15 protein-coding genes are annotated in these 16,873 nt (G+C 68.5%); 3 read left to right on the top strand and 12 right to left on the bottom strand.

The genetic code is table 11. The features are described 5' to 3' along the window. Positions 1-5 precede the first annotated feature (5 nt). The 5 genes from cobA to ABQE93_RS14885 form a co-directional block, all read right to left on the bottom strand. Positions 6-1,217 carry a uroporphyrinogen-III C-methyltransferase gene (cobA, locus tag ABQE93_RS14905; protein WP_448408271.1) on the bottom strand — a complete coding sequence of 404 codons (1,212 nt, stop codon included), beginning with the start codon at positions 1,215-1,217 and terminating at the stop codon, positions 6-8. Then, positions 1,214-2,590, bottom strand: coding sequence for a cobyrinic acid a,c-diamide synthase CobB (locus ABQE93_RS14900; RefSeq protein ID WP_448408272.1), 1,377 nt, complete (start codon positions 2,588-2,590; stop codon positions 1,214-1,216). Before ABQE93_RS14900 ends, cobA begins: the two co-directional genes overlap by 4 nt. A gap of 109 nt (positions 2,591-2,699) precedes the next feature. After that, positions 2,700-3,314: a cob(I)yrinic acid a,c-diamide adenosyltransferase gene (cobO, locus tag ABQE93_RS14895; RefSeq protein WP_448408274.1), complete on the bottom strand. Its 615-nt coding sequence runs from the start codon at positions 3,312-3,314 to the stop codon at positions 2,700-2,702. Positions 3,315-3,347: 33 nt separating this feature from the next. Beyond that, a complete protein-coding gene (locus tag ABQE93_RS14890) occupies positions 3,348-5,186 on the bottom strand; it encodes a magnesium chelatase subunit D family protein (protein WP_448408275.1) in 1,839 nt (612 codons plus the stop codon). Next, a complete protein-coding gene (locus ABQE93_RS14885; protein WP_448408277.1) occupies positions 5,183-5,629 on the bottom strand; it encodes a GNAT family N-acetyltransferase in 447 nt (148 codons plus the stop codon). The genes ABQE93_RS14890 and ABQE93_RS14885 overlap by 4 nt, the downstream gene beginning before the upstream one ends. A 142-nt stretch (positions 5,630-5,771) precedes the next feature. Here ABQE93_RS14885 and ABQE93_RS14880 point away from each other — a divergent pair, with 142 nt between their 5' ends. Beyond that, a complete protein-coding gene (locus ABQE93_RS14880; RefSeq protein WP_448408279.1) occupies positions 5,772-6,797 on the top strand; it encodes an alpha/beta hydrolase in 1,026 nt (341 codons plus the stop codon). After that, on the top strand, positions 6,794-8,209 hold the full coding sequence (gene mtr, locus ABQE93_RS14875) for a mycothione reductase (RefSeq protein ID WP_448408280.1): 1,416 nt from the start codon (positions 6,794-6,796) through the stop codon (positions 8,207-8,209). Before ABQE93_RS14880 ends, mtr begins: the two co-directional genes overlap by 4 nt. Before the next feature lie 82 nt (positions 8,210-8,291). On the opposite strand, the gene ABQE93_RS14870 is transcribed toward mtr, so the two are convergent. The 5 genes from ABQE93_RS14870 to ABQE93_RS14850 are packed head-to-tail and all read right to left on the bottom strand — an operon-like array spanning position 8,292 to position 11,723. Then, the gene (locus tag ABQE93_RS14870) at positions 8,292-9,035 is read right to left on the bottom strand and encodes an energy-coupling factor ABC transporter ATP-binding protein (RefSeq protein WP_448408281.1); all 744 of its coding nucleotides are present in this window, start codon (positions 9,033-9,035) and stop codon (positions 8,292-8,294) included. Continuing rightward, positions 9,020-9,793 (bottom strand): cobalt ECF transporter T component CbiQ, encoded by a 774-nt coding sequence (gene cbiQ / locus ABQE93_RS14865; protein WP_448408282.1) that lies wholly within the window; start codon positions 9,791-9,793, stop codon positions 9,020-9,022. The genes ABQE93_RS14870 and cbiQ overlap by 16 nt, the downstream gene beginning before the upstream one ends. Positions 9,794-9,795: 2 nt before the next feature. Beyond that, positions 9,796-10,128, bottom strand: a complete 333-nt coding sequence (locus ABQE93_RS14860) for a PDGLE domain-containing protein (protein ID WP_448408284.1) — start codon at positions 10,126-10,128, stop codon at positions 9,796-9,798. Beyond that, the gene (locus ABQE93_RS14855) at positions 10,125-10,823 is read right to left on the bottom strand and encodes an energy-coupling factor ABC transporter permease (RefSeq protein ID WP_448408285.1); all 699 of its coding nucleotides are present in this window, start codon (positions 10,821-10,823) and stop codon (positions 10,125-10,127) included. The genes ABQE93_RS14860 and ABQE93_RS14855 overlap by 4 nt, the downstream gene beginning before the upstream one ends. Positions 10,824-10,871: 48 nt before the next feature. Further along, entirely contained in the window at positions 10,872-11,723 is an 852-nt protein-coding gene (locus tag ABQE93_RS14850) for a class I SAM-dependent methyltransferase (RefSeq protein WP_448408286.1), read from the bottom strand. Positions 11,724-11,926: 203 nt separating this feature from the next. On the opposite strand from ABQE93_RS14850, the gene ABQE93_RS14845 reads away from it, so the two are divergent. Next, complete coding sequence (locus tag ABQE93_RS14845) at positions 11,927-12,454, top strand: hypothetical protein (RefSeq protein WP_448438066.1); 528 nt, start codon at positions 11,927-11,929, stop codon at positions 12,452-12,454. A 56-nt stretch (positions 12,455-12,510) separates the two neighbouring features. On the opposite strand, the gene ABQE93_RS14840 is transcribed toward ABQE93_RS14845, so the two are convergent. Next, positions 12,511-15,366, bottom strand: coding sequence for an AfsR/SARP family transcriptional regulator (locus tag ABQE93_RS14840; protein WP_448408289.1), 2,856 nt, complete (start codon positions 15,364-15,366; stop codon positions 12,511-12,513). Between the two features lie 75 nt (positions 15,367-15,441). Then, positions 15,442-16,869 carry a PGRS repeat-containing protein gene (locus ABQE93_RS14835; RefSeq protein ID WP_448408291.1) on the bottom strand — a complete coding sequence of 476 codons (1,428 nt, stop codon included), beginning with the start codon at positions 16,867-16,869 and terminating at the stop codon, positions 15,442-15,444. Positions 16,870-16,873 lie beyond the last annotated feature (4 nt).

Below are 16,873 nucleotides of genomic sequence, written 5' to 3'. Positions count from 1 at the left end.
ATCCTTTAACCGCCGAACGCTGCCACCGAGCCGATCACGATGATCGCCGGCGGTCGAATCCCGTCCTCCCGGATCCGTTCCGCCGCATCGGCGAGCGTCGCCCGCAACGTCCGCTGCGACGCGGTGGTGCCGTGCTGCACCACCAGCACCGGCGTATCCGCAGGTCGACCGCCTGCCATCAGCACCTTGCTGAATAATTCGATGCGTTCGACAGCCATCAGCAAAACGATGGTGCCCGAAAGCGCGGCCAGGGCATCCCAATTGACTAACGATTCGGGGTGTCCGGGCGCAACATGGCCGCTGACCACCACGAATTCGTGCGTGACGCCGCGATGGGTGACCGGAACGCCCGCCAACGCGGGCACGCCTATGGCGCTGGTCACTCCGGGCACGACGGTGACCGGGATTCCGGCGTCGACGCACGCGAGCACCTCCTCGTAGCCGCGCGCGAACACGAACGGATCGCCGCCCTTGAGCCGCACGACGAACTTGCCGGCGCGGGCCCGCTCGATGAGCACCGCGTTGATCGCGTCCTGGGCCATCGCCCGGCCGTAGGGGATCTTGGAAGCGTCGATCACCTCGACGTGCGGTGCCAGTTCGGCGAGCATTTCCTGTGGGGCGAGCCGGTCGGCGACGACGACGTCGGCGTGCGACAGCAGCCGCCGGCCGCGGACGGTGATCAGTTCGGGGTCACCGGGGCCCCCACCGACCAGCGCGATGCCGCCCGCCACGACGCCGGGGGTGTCGCCGGGCGCGATCAGCCCGCTCTGCATCGCCTCGTGGATCGCCGAGCGAATGGCCGCCGACCTTCGATGGTCGCCGCCGGCCAGCACGCCGACGGATAGGCCTTCGTATTCGAACGACGCCGGCGTGACGGCCGTGCCCTCGCGGGCCACGTCGGCGCGCACGCAGAAGATGCGGTGGCGTTCGGCTTCGGCGACGACGGCGGCGTTGACGGCCGGATCGTTGGTTGCGGCGATGACGTACCAGGCGTCCTCGAGGTCACCTTCCCGAAATGTTCTGAGCTCCAGCGTGATTCCGGGATTCTGCTTGCTCAGGGCTTCGACCGCCGGGGTGGCTGCGGGGGTGATGACGTGCACGTCGGCGCCGTTGGCCACCAACAGCGGCAGCCTGCGCTGCGCGACCGTGCCGCCCCCGACGACCACGACTTTCTTACCGGTCAGGCGCAGGCCGACGAGGTAGGCGTTCTCAGTCACCGTGGCAGCCTAGAGGTTGCGGCTGCGGTGACGAAACGGGTGATCGCGCCCGGGTGCGCGGCGGGGTGGGTGTGTAGGTAGCCGGCGTGTACTCCGGCGTCGACGGCGCCGTCGCGCACCGGGGTACCCGTGTTTCCCTCATAGACCCACGCCGGTGGATAGCTGTCAGCGAACTGCACTGCGGTGCGGTGAAATTCGTGTCCCATCACCCGCTGCCCGACCGTGTGCAGCGCTGAGCCGGCCACGGCGACGCCCTGCCGGTAACCGAGCGTGAGCCGGTCGGTGAAGCGTGCGGCGCCGGACAGCACCCCGCACATCGGGTACCCGTCGAGTTCGTCGACCAGATAGGTCAGCCCTGCGCACTCGGCGTGTACCGGCGCGCCGGCGTCCGCGAGCGCCTTGATCTGCTGGCGCACAGGGTCGTTGGCCGACAGCTCGGTGCTGAACTGCTCGGGGAACCCGCCGGGGATGACCAGTGCGGCGGTGTCGGGCGGCAGCGGATCGGTGAGCGGATCGAATTCGACCACCTCGGCGCCGGCGGCGCAAAGCAGTTCGCGGTGTTCGGCGTAGCCGAAGCTGAACGCCTTGCCGGCCGCCAACGCGACGGTGACGTGGTCTGCGGCGGGCGCGGCCGCGGCCGGATCCCACGGTGCGGCGCTGACATGGCTGCCGGCCACCGCGGTCAGAGCCGCCAGGTCGACATGGCGAGCCACCAGCGCGACCATCGCCTCGACGGCGGCCCGCGCCCGCGCGCCGTACTCGACGGCCGTGACGAGCCCGAGATGCCGTGACGGAACGGCTAGTTCGTCTGTGCGCGGGATGACGCCGAACACCGGGACGCCCGCGTGTTCACACGCCTGGCGCAACACCTGTTCGTGGCGGGCGGAGCCGACGCGGTTGAGGATCACCCCCGCGATGCGCACGGAATGGTCGAACGTCGAAAACCCGTGCAGCAGTGCGGCGATGCTGTGACTCTGACCGCGCGCGTCGACGACGAGGATCACCGGCGCACCGAGCATGCCCGCGACCTGGGCCGTGGACCCGGCCGCGGCGTTCGACGGGTTGCTGCTGTCGATCTGCCCGTCGAAGAGGCCCATGACTCCTTCGACGACCGCGATGTCGGCAGCGGCGCTGCCGTGCCGGTACAGCGGTCCGATCAAGTGTTCGCCGACCAGTACCGGATCGAGGTTGCGCCCGGGGCGCTGCGCGGCCAGGGTGTGATAGCCGGGGTCGATGTAGTCCGGCCCGACCTTGAACGGCGCGACGGCGCGTCCCGCCTGTCGCAGCGCACCGATCAAACCGGTTGCCACGGTGGTCTTTCCGCTGCCGGATGCCGGCGCGGCGATGACCAGCGCGGGCGTCGACCAGCTCACGCTCGATCCTCGGCTTGTTCGGCGAGCGTGCGTGTTTGCGGGCGACACGCCCGTGAATAGCGCGAGTTCACGCACGCTCGCGCGAGGGGTAAGGGTCGCGGCGCGAGGGTCACCACTCGATGCCCTTCTGACCCTTGCGGCCGACGTCCATCGGGTGCTTGACCTTGGTCATCTCGGTGACCAGGTCGGCGGCGTCGAGCAACGCGGCGGGGGCGTCGCGGCCGGTAATGACGACGTGTTGGGTGCCGGGCCGCGCGGCCAACGTGGCGACCACCTCGTCGACGTCGACCCAGCCCCACTTCAGCGGGTAGGTGAATTCGTCGAGCACGTAGAAGTCGTGGCGCTCGTCGGCGAGGCGGCGCGCGATCTCGGCCCAGCCGTCGCGTGCCGCCGACGCGTGATCCTCGTCGCTGCCCTGCTTACGCGTCCACGACCAGCCCGAGCCCATCTTGTGCCACTCGACGGGCCCGCCCACGCCTTGCTCCTCGTGCAGTCGGCCCAACTGTCGAAACGCCGCCTCCTCGCCGACCTTCCACTTGGCGCTCTTGACGAACTGGAACACCGCGATGTCAAAACCCTGGTTCCAGGCCCGCAACGCCATCCCGAACGCCGCGGTGGACTTACCTTTACCCGCGCCGGTGTGCACCGCGAGCAGTGGGGCGTTGCGGCGTTTCCGTGTCGTCAACCCGTCATCGGGGACGGTGAGCGGTTGGCCCTGCGGCATGTCGGACTCTCCCCTACTTCGTGTGGGCCCACATCAGGCGGCGCTGCGGATCACGTCGGTGAGGTTGTCGGCACGCAGCTGGGCCAACCGTACCGCAGGCGCGCCCAGCTGCTGGGCCAGCTGTTCGGCGAGACCCAGTCGCACATAGGAGGTTTCGCAGTCGACCACGACGGCGGCCGCGCCCTCGGCCACCAGCCGGGCGGCGGCTTCGCGGGCCCGCCCCAGCGGGTCGGCCCCCCCGGTCGCGCGTCCGTCGGTGAGCACCACCACCAGGCTGCGCCGCGCGCGGTCGCGTGCCTTCTCCCGGACCACCACGTCGCGAGCGGTCAACAAGCCTTGTGCCAGTGGGGTTTTACCGCCGGTATCGAAGCGGGCCAGCCGGCGGCTGGCGATGTGCACCGACGACGTCGGCGGCAGCAGCACCTGCGCGGACTGCTGACGGAACGTGATCACAGCGACCTTGTCGCGGCGTTGGTAGGCGTCGCGCAGCAGCGACAGCGCGGCGCCGCCGACCGCCGCCATCCGGTCGCGCGCGGCCATCGACCCCGACGCGTCGACCACGAAGATCACCAGATTGCCTTCGCGGCCTTCGCGGATGGCGCGGCGCACGTCGTCGGGTCCCGGGCGCGGTCGCCCCGCGCCGCGTTGGTGTTCCGCGGCGGCCAGCAGTGTTCCGAACACGTGCACGCCGTGGCCGGCGTTGCGGTCGGCCGAGGCGGCGATGGTCTTACCAGTCCGGTTACGCGCCCGAGACCGGCGCCCGGGCGCGCCCTCCCCGACTCCCGGGACCACCAGTGAGCGGGTGCGGTACACCGCCGACGGCGGTGCGCTCGGCCGCGAGGAACCACCGGTGTTGCTTTGTGGCCCGGTGCTATCCGGTGCTGTCTCGCCCCCACCGCCGGACGGATCCGGATCGGGATCGGGATCCGGTTCGGGTTCCGGTTCCTGCTCGGCGGATTCGCCTGCCTCTTCCATCGCCTGGTCGAGCTGTTCGGGATCCAGCCCGGGGTCGTCGAACGGGTCGCGGCGCCGACGGTGTGGCAGCGCCAACTCGGCGGCGACCCGAATATCTGCTTCGCCAACGGTTTCGGCGCCGCGCCAGGCGGCGTGTGCCACCGCGGTGCGCGCGACGACGAGGTCGGCGCGCATACCGTCGACGTCGAAGGCCGCGCACAGCGCCGCGATACGCCGTAACTCGCTGTCCGGCAACGTCACTGATTCGACGGTCTTGCGGGCTTCGGCGATCCGGCGGGCAAGCTCGGCGTCGTCGTCGGCGTAGGCCGCGGCGAACCCGGCGGGGTCGGCCTCATAGGCCATCCGCTGCCGGATCACGTCGACGCGGACGTCGACGTCGCGGGACGCGCGCACGTCGACGGTCAGCCCGAACCGGTCCAGCAGCTGTGGGCGAAGTTCGCCCTCTTCGGGATTCATGGTGCCGATGAGCACGAACCGGGCGTCGTGGCTGTGCGAGACGCCGTCGCGTTCGATGTGCACCCGGCCCATCGCGGCGGCGTCGAGCAGCACGTCGACCAGGTGGTCGTGCAGCAGGTTCACCTCGTCGACGTAGAGCACACCGCCGTGCGCGCGGGCCAGCAGGCCCGGTGAGAACGCATGCTCGCCATCGCGCAGCACCTTCTGCAGGTCCAGCGATCCGACCACGCGGTCCTCGGTGGCGCCGATCGGTAACTCGACCAGCGAGGCGTCGTCGTCCACGGCGGCCAGCACCGCGGCCAGCCCGCGCACCGCGGTCGACTTCGCGGTCCCCTTCTCCCCGCGGATCAACACGCCGCCGATGTCCGGTCGAATCGCGCACAGCACCAAGGCCAGCCGTAACCGGTCGTGGCCGACGATCGCGCTGAAGGGATAGGTCATGATTTCACCATCGGTACGTGGGGGATTCCGTCGTCGACAAACTCTTCACCATCACGGACGAACCCGTGGTGGGCATACATGGCCTCCAGGTATATCTGCGCATCGACCCGGCACGGGTAGTCGCCTACTTCGGCCAAGGCGGCCGAAAGCAGCCGGGTGGCGTGGCCGCGCCCGCGCGCTTGGCGTTTGGTGCACACCCGGCCGACCCGAAATCCTTTCTGCCCGCCGGGATGTTCCTCCATCAGCCGCAGTGTGCAGATGACCTCGTTGTCGGCGGCTTCCAACCAGAAATGGCGGGTCTCGGCGAGCAGATCGCGTCCGTCGAGCTCGGGATAGGGGGTGGCCTGTTCGACGACGAACACCTCGACCCGCAGCTTCAACAGCTCGTAGAGCGTCGCGGCGTCGAGATCCTTGGCCCAACTGCGACGGAGCGCAACGGTCATTCCGCCGCCGCTGTCGGTACATGGTCAGGCACTGGTGGTCGGTCCTCCGTCGTCGCATGGCCGTTGGGCGTGGTCACCTCAGGTTAGCCCGACGCGTTAACGGGAAACCGCCGACGGTGTGTCGCCGACTAAGGTTGCAACCGTGCCCGAATGGCAGGCCGATGTGCTGCCTGGTTACCGGCAGCATTCGATGGCGCTCGGACCGGACCCTGACGGGGAAGGTGAGCTGGTCGCCACCCTGGTGCGTCGCGGTGATGTCGACCCGTCGGCGAGTCGGGCGGTGCTGCTGGTGCACGGCTACACCGACTATTTCTTCAACACCGAGCTCGCCGACCATTTCGCCGCGTGCGGCTTCGTCTTCTACGCGGTGGACCTGCACAAATGCGGCCGCTCCCGGCGTGAGGGACAGACCCCGCACTTCACCACGGACCTGTCTCGCTACTTCACCGAACTCGACCGCGCCCTCGACGTGATCGGCGAAGAGCTACAGCAGCCCGATGTGCTGGTCTACGGACATTCGGCCGGCGGGCTGATCGTGTCGCTGTGGCTGGACGGGTTGCGCCGACGGGGGCTGACCGCGCGCAAACGGGTGACCGGCCTGATATTGAACAGCCCGTGGCTGGATCTGCAGGGTCCGGCGCTGCTGCGTGCGTTGCCGACCACCGCGGCGATCAGGGCGGCGTCGCGGATATGCAAACGCTGGGTGGTGCGCCGTCCCACGCAGGTCGGCTACGGCACCACCCTGCACCGCGACTACCACGGCGAGTTCGACTACGACCTGAAATGGAAACCGGTCGGCGGCTTTCCGGTCAAGCTGGGCTGGCTGCACGCCATCCGGCGCGGACATGCCCAGCTGCACCGCGGCCTCGACGTCGGCGTGCCCAACCTGATCCTGCGCTCGGACCGCAGCGTGCGGGAGGCCTCCGAGCGGGTCGAGGACATCCAGCGCGGCGACGCGGTGCTGGATGTCGAGCAGATCGCCCGATGGGCAGGGTGTATCGGTAACCGAAGCACGATCGTGCCGGTCACCGACGCCAAACACGACGTGTTTCTGTCGGTGCCCGACGTACGCCGGCAGGCCTACCGTGAACTCGACGGGTGGCTGGACTCCTACATCAGCGAGATCGGCCAAGCCGCCCCGCATTCCGAACGAGGACGAACACCATGACCCATTTCGACATCGCGATCATCGGCACCGGTTCGGGCAACTCGATTCTCGATGAGCGCTACACCGACAAGAAGGTGGCGATCTGTGAGAAGGGAGTGTTCGGCGGCACCTGCCTCAACGTCGGCTGCATCCCGACGAAGATGTTCGTCTACGCCGCCGACATCGCTCAAAACGTGACGGAGTCAGCGCGTTACGGAGTCGATGCCCACATCGACGGGGTGCGGTGGCCCGATATCGTCTCGCGGGTGTTCGGGCGCATCGACCCGATCGCGCTCAGCGGCGAGAACTACCGGCGTGCCTCACCCAACGTCGAGGTGTTCGCCAGCCACACCCGGTTCGGGCCGACCCGACCCGACGGCCGCTACACGTTGCGCACCGAGGAGGGCGACGAGTTGACCGCCGACCAGGTGGTCATCGCGGCCGGGTCCCGTGCGGTGGTCCCCGACCCCATCGCCGAATGCGGCGTGCCCTACTACACCAGCGACAACGTCATGCGCATCGCCGAGGTGCCCGAGCATCTGATCATCATCGGCGGCGGCTTTGTGGGTTGCGAGTTCGCCCATATCTTCTCCGCGCTGGGCGCTCAGGTCACCATGATCCTGCGCGGCAGTACGCTGCTTCGCGGCCACGACGACGAAATCGTCATGCGTTTCACCGATCTGGCCGCGAAGAAGTGGGCGATCCGCGACCATCTCGAGGTCGTCGACGCGCGCCAAGTCGGCGACGGTGTCGAGGTCACCTGCCAGGACGGCACGAAGATGCGCGGCGACGCGCTGCTGGTCGCGACCGGCCGGGTGCCCAACGGTGACCTGCTCGACGCCGAGCAGGCCGGGATCAAGGTGACCGATTACGGTCGCGTCGTCGTCGACGACTATCAGCGGACCACCGCGCGTGGTGTTTTCGCGCTCGGCGACGTGTCGTCGGAGTACCAGCTCAAGCATGTCGCCAACCACGAAGCGCGGGTGGTGCGCAACAACCTGTTGCAGGACTGGGACGACACCGACGCGTTGTGGCCGTCGGATCACCGCTACGTGCCCTCTGCGGTGTTCACCGATCCGCAGATCGCCAGCGTGGGACTGACCGAAAACCAGGCCCGGGCACAGGGTTTCGATGTCCGGGTCAAGGTGCAGGATTACGGCGACGTCGCCTACGGGTGGGCGATGGAAGACAGCACCGGTGTCGCCAAGGTGATCGTCGACGGCGACACCGGCCTGTTGCTCGGCGCGCACATCATGGGCCATCAGGCGTCCTCGCTCATCCAGCCCCTCATCCAGGCCATGAGCTTCGGTCTGCCCGCCCAGGAAATGGCGCGCGGGCAGTACTGGATTCATCCCGCCCTGCCCGAGGTCGTCGAAAACGCGTTGCTGGCGTTGTGCGGTGAACCGCCGTGGCCGCCGTCCAAGCGCCACTAGCTTGCCGCCTGCCGAGCAGACGCAGAAGGCCCTTTTTCTGGCTGCAAATGGGACCTTCTGCGTCTGCTCGCGGGTAAGGCGGCTAGGTGGTGACCGAGAAACCCCACGGCAGCTCGAGGCGGTGCGCGGCGAGCAGGTCGGTGTCGGCGAGGATCTCGTTGATCGCGCCGTCGGCGACGATGACACCGCTGTCCATCACGACCGCCCGCTCGCACAGTTGGGCCGCATAGGGCAGGTCGTGGGTGACGATCAGCATCGTGGCGTCGAGTCCGGCCAGCGCCTCGGCAAGCTCCCGGCGCGCGACCGGGTCGAGGTTGGCCGACGGCTCGTCGAGAACGAGAATATCGGGCTCGCAGGCCAACACGGTGGCCAGCGCGGCGCGCCTGCGCTGTCCGGCGGACAGATGCGTCGGGCTGCGGTCGGCGTGGTTGGCCAGCGACACCGCGTCCAATGCCCGGGTCACGCGGGTGGCCAGCGCGTCACCGCGCACACCGAAGTTAGCCGGGCCGAACGCGACGTCCTGCGCGACGGTCGGCATGAACAGCTGGTCGTCGGGGTCCTGGAAGACCAACCCGACCCGTCGGCGGATATCTTGAACTGTCTTGCGGTTCAACGGGATACCGCAGATCTCGACCGAACCGGACGTGGCGGTGAGCACACCGTTGAGGTGCAGCATCAGCGTGGTCTTACCCGCGCCGTTGGGGCCCAGGACGGCGATCCGCTCGCCGGGTGCGACGGTGAGGTCGACATGGTCGAGCGCGACCTGCCCGTCGGGGTAGACGTAGCGCAACGCCTCGATGCCGATCGCCGTCATCGCGTCACCCATGCCAGCACCGATACCGTGACGGCGGCGTACGCCGGGATCAGCGCGACGGCCCACTGCGCGGCGGCCGCCCGCGGTGGCGCGCCGATGACCGCCAGATCCGGTGCCCTGCCGTCGAATCCGCGGGACAGCATCGCGACGTACACCCGCTCACCACGCTCGTAGGACCGCAGGAACAACGCACCGATACCCCTGGCGATCGCACCGGCCTGATGCAGTGCCCGCGGGGAGTCGCCGCGCGAGATCCGGGCCATCCGCATCCGGCCGGCCTCCGCGGCCAGCAGGTCGACGTATCGGATCATCAACACCAGCACCGACGTCGCCACGGCGGGCACACCCAGCCGGCCCAGCGCGGCGGGTAACTCGGTCGTCGAGGTGGTGGCCGCGACGGTCAGCGCGGCGGCCACGCCGAGCGTGCCCTTGATGACGATGCCCCACGCAGCCCACAACCCGCTCACCGAAAGCTGCAGTCCGGCAACCTCGACGCGGGTGCCCCCCTCGGCGAACGGTAGCAGCACCGCCAGCACCAGAAACGGCGCCTCGATCAGCATCCGCGGCAGCACCCACCGCAGCGGGATCCGCGCCAGCCGCCACACCGCGACGATGACCGTCGCGTAAACGGCGAACGGCCAGAACATCTCCCGCGGAGTGGCCACGACGGCGAGCACGAACACCAGCAGGCAGACGATCTTGACCTCGGCGGGTGCCCGGTGCACCGCCGAATCGTCGTGGCGGTAGAGCGGGTGGGCACCGGCGCCCATGGCTAGCGTCGGCTCCGGCTGATCAACCAGAACGCCGAACCCGCGACCACGACCGTGGCCAGCACCCCGACGATCCCGGCCAGTCCACCGGTGCCGTCGCGCCCACCGATCGCGTAGTCGGCCAACGGTGACGAGGCGAGACCGTGCGCGTCGGCGTGCTGGGCGATGCAGTCGCCGCGCAACTCTTCGCCGTCGGTGGTTTCGACGACTTCACAGCCGCGCAGCGTCGCGGAGTCCAGACCGTCCGGGCTGGAGCTGGCGAAGTACGACACCACCCCCGCGATCAGCAGCGTGACGACCGCGAACCCGACCCAGAACTGCCACCGCGATTTCATGCGGACACCTCGGTGCGTGCCCGGCGCAGAAGGTAAACCAGATCGGGACGCGCCCGCGCGACGGCCATCACGGTCACCGCGGTGATCAGCCCCTCACCGACTCCGATCAGGGCGTGGGTGCCCAGCATGTATCCGGTCACCGCCGCCATCGACGTCGCTGCAGCCCCGCCGATCGCGTACTCGATGACGAATCCCATTGCCGCGCAGACTGTGCCGATCAGCGCAGCGATGAACGCAACGATGCCCAGGCCGGCGACCGGCACCTCGGCGCGCCTGCGAGCCAGACTGTACAGCGCCACCGCCGTCGCGTAGCCGGCCGCGACCCCGATGACCGCCATGTTGATGATGTTGGTGCCCAGCGCGGTGACGCCGCCATCGGCGAACAGCAGCGACTGCACCACCAGCACGATCGCGATGCACAGCGCCCCGGTGTACGGGCCGACCAGGATCGCCGCCAGCGCGCCGCCCAGCAGGTGGCCGCTGACGCCGGGCAGGATCGGGAAGTTGATCATCTGCACCGCGAAGATGAATGCGGCGACGAGCCCGGCCAACGGCACGGTGCGCTCGTCGAGTTCGGTGCGAGCCTTCATCGCGCTGAACCCGACGGCTACCACCGCGATGAGGCCGCACACCGCCGATGTCGGCGCGTTGACGATGCCGTCGCTCATATGCATGGCGACGTGTTGGACAGTCACCACCCGAGCCTAAGACCGGCACCTATATATGTCTAGATGAACAGGTGTTCATCTGAACGTAGCGGCTCCCCGCTTTGTCGCGGTGACCAGCAGGTACTCCGCCTCCCAGTACGCCTGCCCCTGCCGGCCGCGGTTCCACTCGGTGAGGAAGCCGAGGAAGTCACAGTCGAGCGCCTGGACCTGATCGGGCCGACCGGCGTTGAACGCGTACGTCGCGATGGTGGGGCCGTAGTTGCGTTTCCAGTACTCGCGGAACTCTGTCGGGTCGGCACACCCGTCGAGTACGACGGTCTGCCGTCGCATCGTCAGGTCGCTGACCCGGTCACCGAACAGCGCCGAGACGTACGCCTCGTCGCCCCACAGCGGCGGCGCGGCGGCACCCGGCGGGGACGGCGGGGCGTACGGCTTCATGGTCGCGAACAGGTTTCCGATGAAACCCTGCGGCGTCCAGTTGATCATCGCGACCGTCCCGCCGGGACGCACTACCCGAACCATCTCGTCGGCAGCGGCCTGATGATGCGGAGCGAACATCACCCCGACACAGGACATCACGACGTCGAAGCTGTTGTCGGCGAACGGCAACGCCTCGGCGTCGGCTTCGACCCATTCCAACTCCACACCGTGCTGGTCGGCGGATGTCTTTCCGGGCGCGAAGAGTTCCGGTGTGAGATCGCTGGCGGTGACGATCCCGCCGGCGGCCGCGGCTGGAATCGACGCGTTGCCGGAGCCGGCTGCCACGTCGAGGACCCGGTCGCCCGGTCGAACACCGCAGGCGCGCACGAGTTCTCGGCCCAACTCCGCGATCATCTGCGAGGCCAACGCCGGGTAGTCGCCGGACGCCCACAGCGCGCGGTGCTTAACCTTCAGTGCTCGGTCGGCGTTCTCATCCAGAGTGGTCATGTCGATCTCCTTCGGCGTTGTCAGTGACCCGATCAGGCTGCCCCTTCGGGCTTGGGCACTGATTCGGCCGCTGTGAAATCACCTGATCATCCGCTGCCACGAGCACATTTCAGGAACGCGTCAGCGTTACCGAAACGTCTCCGCGCACCGTTGAACCGTCTATCCCAAGCCGTAATCCGGCTCATCAGAACAGGAGAAGTGAAATGAACGCACGAAAAACAGTGGCATGGATGACGAGTGGTGCGGCCGCGGTCGGCACCGCTTTCGGGCTGATGAGCGGTCCGGCGCCGGCCCTAGCGGCGCCCGGCCCGACGGGCGCGACGCTGCACATCATCCAGGACCCTCAGAACCAGGGAAACTACCTGCTGGCCATTCTTGGACGCTTTGCGATGCCGCAAGCCGACGCGGTCGGCTTCCTCAACAACATCAACAACGGTGACTGCCAAGGCGGTATGAACTACTACGTCTTCGGCGACGACGAGGGAAATGAAGACGCCCGATACATACACTTCAAGCCGGTCCTCGGTGCCCACAACAATCCCGATGGCTACCTGAAGGCGACTTCGCAAGGCTTGGAGTACCGAACCCAGATCCAGCTGAGGAAGAGTTTCTTGAACGAGGACAGCGGCGTTCTCGACGACAACGACGAGATCTATGCCCAAGCGCACTTCAAGGACTCCGACTGCAACATCAGGATTCAGACCTCGCAGGTCATCACCCGCCTCTTCTGATCCGACGTACGACGGGCCGCCGTACCGCGAAATCCGTTGCAGCGAAGGGTGTTGTTTCAGAAGTAGCGCAGCAGTGCGGTACGCGCGCGTGTGACCGCTGCGGCGGCGGTCAGCACATCGCCGGGGTCCTGGGACACGGTGGCCATCTGCGCGAGGATCGTCGGCGACGCCTTGCCGGCGTCGACGAGAACACGGTGCAGTGCTCGCACATCATCTTCGGCACCGAGGCGGACCAGCAACTTTGCCACGTACTGCAGGCTTGGCCACTGATTGCTCCAGTCGCCAACCCGGTCCCAAATATCCAGCACTTCAACGAACATCCGCGCAGCGGTCGCTGGATCAGCGTGCACGGCACGGATGGCGGCGGCCTCCCTCAACGCGAGGCCGTGCCACCCGAAGTTCTGCACCGATGCGGCAAGTTCTGCCGCCTCATCAAACAGCGCTTGCGCCCGGTGGGGGTCGGCCTTCTTGAGCACTTGGCCCAGCGCGTAGCGAGCCATCGACTGTGCCGTCGGATTCGCCGTGGCGTCCGCGACCCGTGCTGATTCCTCGGCGAAAGGCAGGCCGGCGTGCGGGGTATGCAACAGCGCGTGGCATATCGCTACGTAGTACAGGGTCCACACCAAGCGGATCGGATCGCTATCACCACGGGCTCGTTCCAATTCTGACGTGTAGTACGCCAGCACCGAGGCGACGTCCCCCTCGTACATGGCGACGTCGGCGAGCACGTCGGCTGGGTACGCCACCCGACCGCTTCCTGCACCGGGGACACGCCCCTCCGCAAGCGCCGCCAGCGCTCGCGCCCGCGGGTAATCGCCGCGGTTCCAGGCGCCCCGGGCGGCTAGGCCCACCGCAGCGGCGTAGAGGCGGTGGTCGGGTTTGGCCAGTGGGAGAACCCGTTGGGCCCAGGCCGCCGCCTCGTAACCGACCCGCAGATGTATGAGTTCGGCCGACGACGCGATGAGCCGGAGCGCGAGGTCGACGTCGCCGTCGTGCATCGCGCGCTCGAAGGCCACGCGAAAGTTGTCGTAGTCCGGCAGCGTCCGCTCCACCCACGCTTTCTCGTCGGCGCCATGCATTCCGACAGCCGCGCGCTCGCCGAGCTCAGCGAAGTACTCTGCGTGCCGCAGCGCGTATTCGGTGTCGCGTTCAGATTCGCGCAGCCGTTGGCGGCCGTATTCGCGCAGCGTTTCCAGAATCCCGTAGCGGGTCCTGTCGGCGCCGCTGCGTACCGTCACCATCGACTTGTCGACCAGCCCGATAAGCAGCTCGAGTGTGTCGTCCTCGGCCGCGCCGTCCGCTCCGCAAACCCCGTGCGCTGCAGCCAGATCGAACCCGCCGGCGAAGATCGACAGCCGCGCGAACAACGACTGTTCGTCCTCGTCGAGAAGCCGGTATGACCAGTCGATCGTCGCGGCCAGGCTCTGCTGTCTGGGGTGCGCGCTACGTGCACCCCCACTGAGTAGCCGGAGCCGGTCCAGGCGGCGGGCCACTTCCAGGCTGTTCATCACTCGCATTCGGGCGGCGGCCAACTCGATCGCGAGTGGCAGCCCATCGACGCGTCGGCAGATTTCGGCGACCGCACCGACCGGCTCCTTGTCGAGGTCGAAATCCGGCCGGCTGGCCTTCGCCCGCTCGGCGAACAGTTCGGCGGCTGGCCCGGCCGGGAGGGTGTCGACGGGAATGACCTGTTCACCTGCGAGGGCGAGCGGTCTTCTGCTGGTGGCCAGCACGCAGACCTGCGGGCACTCGCGCGTGATCCGACCGACCAGGTGTGCGCATGCGTCGAGAACGTGCTCGCAATTGTCGACCACCAACAAGACCTGGCGCGCGCGCAGGAATTCGATCACCGTCCCCTCGATTCCCACCCCCGCCTTCTCCTGTAACCGTAGGCTCGCCACGATGGCGTGGCCCACCGCCGCGCCGTCGTCGATGGGCGCGAGTTCGCAGAACCAGGCGCCGTCGGCGAAGCGGCTCTGATTCCGTTCGGCCACCTCGAGGGCGAGGACGGTCTTGCCGACCCCTCCCACCCCGGTGAGCGTGACCAGCGAGCCGTCTGTCAGGGCGGCTCCGACGCGAACCGTGTCGTCGTCGCGGCCGATGAGTCGGGCGGTCCGCCGGGGCAGCACTCCGCGCGAAGGCGCATCGCGCGATGCGGTGGTGGGTTGTGCGATCGGATACGTCGGGTCGCCATCGAGAATCTGTCGGTGCACCGCTTGCAGCGACGGGCTCGGGTCCACACCGAGCTGCTCGACGAGCCGCTCACGCATGGCGCGGTAGGTGTCCAACGCATCGGCCTGTCGTCCGCTGCGGTACTGGGCGAGCATCAGCTGGCCGGCCATCCGTTCGTCAAGAGAATGCCGGTCCAGTGCCGTGGTCAGTTCCGCAAGCACATCGGAGTGCCTGCCGGCATCCAACGCGACATCGTTGCGGTCCAACATCACTGAAAGACGATCCAGTTCGAGGGCTTCGCGCACGCCGTTCGCCCACGGCGCATCGATGAGCTCGAACGGTTTACCCCGCCAGAGGCCCAGGGCCTCGTTGAAAAGAACTGTCGCCTCACCAGGATTCGCACATGCTCGCGCCGCGGAAGTCAGGTGTCGGAACCGATGCAGGTCGATCGACATCGGATCGGCCCTCAGCACGTAACCGGCGGGCCCGTGGACGATCTCGACGTCATCGGTCGCCAACGGCTGCCGCAACCGGGATATGTAGGCTGCCAATGCGTTACGAGCCTTGTACGGGGGGTCATCGGCCCATATCCGGTCGATCAGCTGATCTGTCGAGATGGGCCGGTTGACGTCGACGAGCAGGCAGACGAGCACACAGCGTTGGCGCGCATGGCCGATGTCGAGGCGCCGCCCGTCGCTGTACGCCTCGACTTCGCCGAGTATCCGGAACTCCACCGCCATCGGGATACAGCGTCCCTCAGTTGCCGACGCCCCGGGGCCGGTTTCGGGGGGTAACCGGGCCGCTGGCCTGCGGCGCTAGCCCGCGGCGCCGTTGCTGCCGTTGGCACCGTTCTTGCTCGTCGGATTTCCGTTTCCGGTGCCTCCGGTGCCGCCCGTTCCGCCTGCAGCCCCCGCACCGCCGTCACCGCCGTCGCCGCCGTCACCCCCGACGGCCTGGCCTGTGGTGGACTTGGCCCCGCCGCCGTCGCCGCCGCGACCACCCGGGAACCTCGGACCACCGTGCCCCCCTTCGCCGCCGGTGCCGCCTGCGGCCCGCGTTGAGACGCTCGTTGCATCGCCTCCCGCGCCGCCGTTGCCCCCTGCACCGGAAAGCGTGCCGCCGTCGCCGCCGTTTCCTCCGGCGTTACCGCCGGCGAGTCCGCCGGTCCCGGCAGCGGTCCCATCGCCGCCGTCACCCCCGCTGCCGCCGTCGCCGAGCGCCTTGGCGTCGCCGCCGTTGCCGCCCGCTCCTGGATTGGCGGTGCCGCTGATGGTTACCGCATTGCCGCCGTTGCCACCGGCACCGCCGTTGCCGACCGTCCCGGGTGCGCCTCCGTTGCCACCGGTTCCGGCGGTCGCGACGCCCTTGTCGGTTTGCGCGAACGCGCCGTTTCCACCTCGACCGCCATTGCCTCTGATGACGCCGCCGTTGCCGCCGTTTCCGCCGTTTCCGCCGTGGCCGCCGATGGCGCTGGCGACGTTCGAACCGACCGCGGCACCGCCGTGCCCGCCGTCGCCACCACTGCCGAACAGCACCGCGTTACCGCCGTCACCACCGCGTGCACCCGCTCCGCCGAGACCACCGTTGCCGCCGTTGCCGAACAACCCGGCCTGTCCGCCGTCACCGCCGCGCTGGCCGTACACGCCGTTTCCACCGTTGCCGCCGTTGCCCATCAGCAACCCGCCGCGACCGCCGTTCTGCCCCGGCCCGCCATCGGCACCGTTGCCAATCAACAGGCCACCGTTCTCACCTGGTTCGTCGCCGTTGCTGATGAACACACCGATCATCGCGCTGATCGGATCGCGACCGGGCGCGAGGCCGCTGGCCGCGGGTAGGGCCGTCGCGGACTTTCGAGTGTGTACGACGGTTCGCGCGGGAGTGCGCGCCGCGGTGGCGAACACGAGCGCCGTATGGCCGGCAACTTGAGCCCGCGGTGAAGCGTCGTCGTCGGCGCGGATCGAAGCGAGAGCACCCCCGCCGCCCGGTTCCGGAGATACCGGGGCCGACGGCACAGGCGTGATCGATCGCAACGGTATTCGTGCGACCACGGGTGCGGGCACCGGCACCCGTGTTACCGACGGCGTAGACGCCGCCGCAGCCGGGTTCGCCGTTGTCGTCGATCGCAGTTCTGGCGTCCCTCCGGACGCCGGTGCAAGCGCGAACACGCCGAGCGCGACCGCGAGCACCCCGACGCGCCCGACGTAGACGCCGTGACGGATATCGGACTTCGTGAGGAGTCCCATGCGT

The sequence above is a fragment of the Mycolicibacterium sp. XJ662 genome (assembly GCF_053484035.1).
This window is presented reverse-complemented; position numbering and strand designations above follow the sequence as displayed.

Excerpts from the sequence above, each read along its gene's own strand:
- ABQE93_RS14840 (WP_448408289.1), bottom strand. The coding sequence starts at position 15,366 with ATGGCGGTGGAGTTCCGGATACTCGGCGAAGTCGAGGCGTACAGCGAC.
- ABQE93_RS14850 (WP_448408286.1), bottom strand. The coding sequence starts at position 11,723 with ATGACCACTCTGGATGAGAACGCCGACCGAGCACTGAAGGTTAAGCAC.
- ABQE93_RS14845 (WP_448438066.1), top strand. The coding sequence starts at position 11,927 with ATGAACGCACGAAAAACAGTGGCATGGATGACGAGTGGTGCGGCCGCG.
- ABQE93_RS14860 (WP_448408284.1), bottom strand. The coding sequence starts at position 10,128 with ATGAAATCGCGGTGGCAGTTCTGGGTCGGGTTCGCGGTCGTCACGCTG.
- ABQE93_RS14870 (WP_448408281.1), bottom strand. The coding sequence starts at position 9,035 with ATGGGTGACGCGATGACGGCGATCGGCATCGAGGCGTTGCGCTACGTC.
- mtr (WP_448408280.1), top strand. The coding sequence starts at position 6,794 with ATGACCCATTTCGACATCGCGATCATCGGCACCGGTTCGGGCAACTCG.
- ABQE93_RS14835 (WP_448408291.1), bottom strand. The coding sequence starts at position 16,869 with ATGGGACTCCTCACGAAGTCCGATATCCGTCACGGCGTCTACGTCGGG.
- ABQE93_RS14885 (WP_448408277.1), bottom strand. The coding sequence starts at position 5,629 with ATGACCGTTGCGCTCCGTCGCAGTTGGGCCAAGGATCTCGACGCCGCG.
- cobO (WP_448408274.1), bottom strand. The coding sequence starts at position 3,314 with ATGCCGCAGGGCCAACCGCTCACCGTCCCCGATGACGGGTTGACGACA.
- cbiQ (WP_448408282.1), bottom strand. The coding sequence starts at position 9,793 with ATGGGCGCCGGTGCCCACCCGCTCTACCGCCACGACGATTCGGCGGTG.
- ABQE93_RS14890 (WP_448408275.1), bottom strand. The coding sequence starts at position 5,186 with ATGACCTATCCCTTCAGCGCGATCGTCGGCCACGACCGGTTACGGCTG.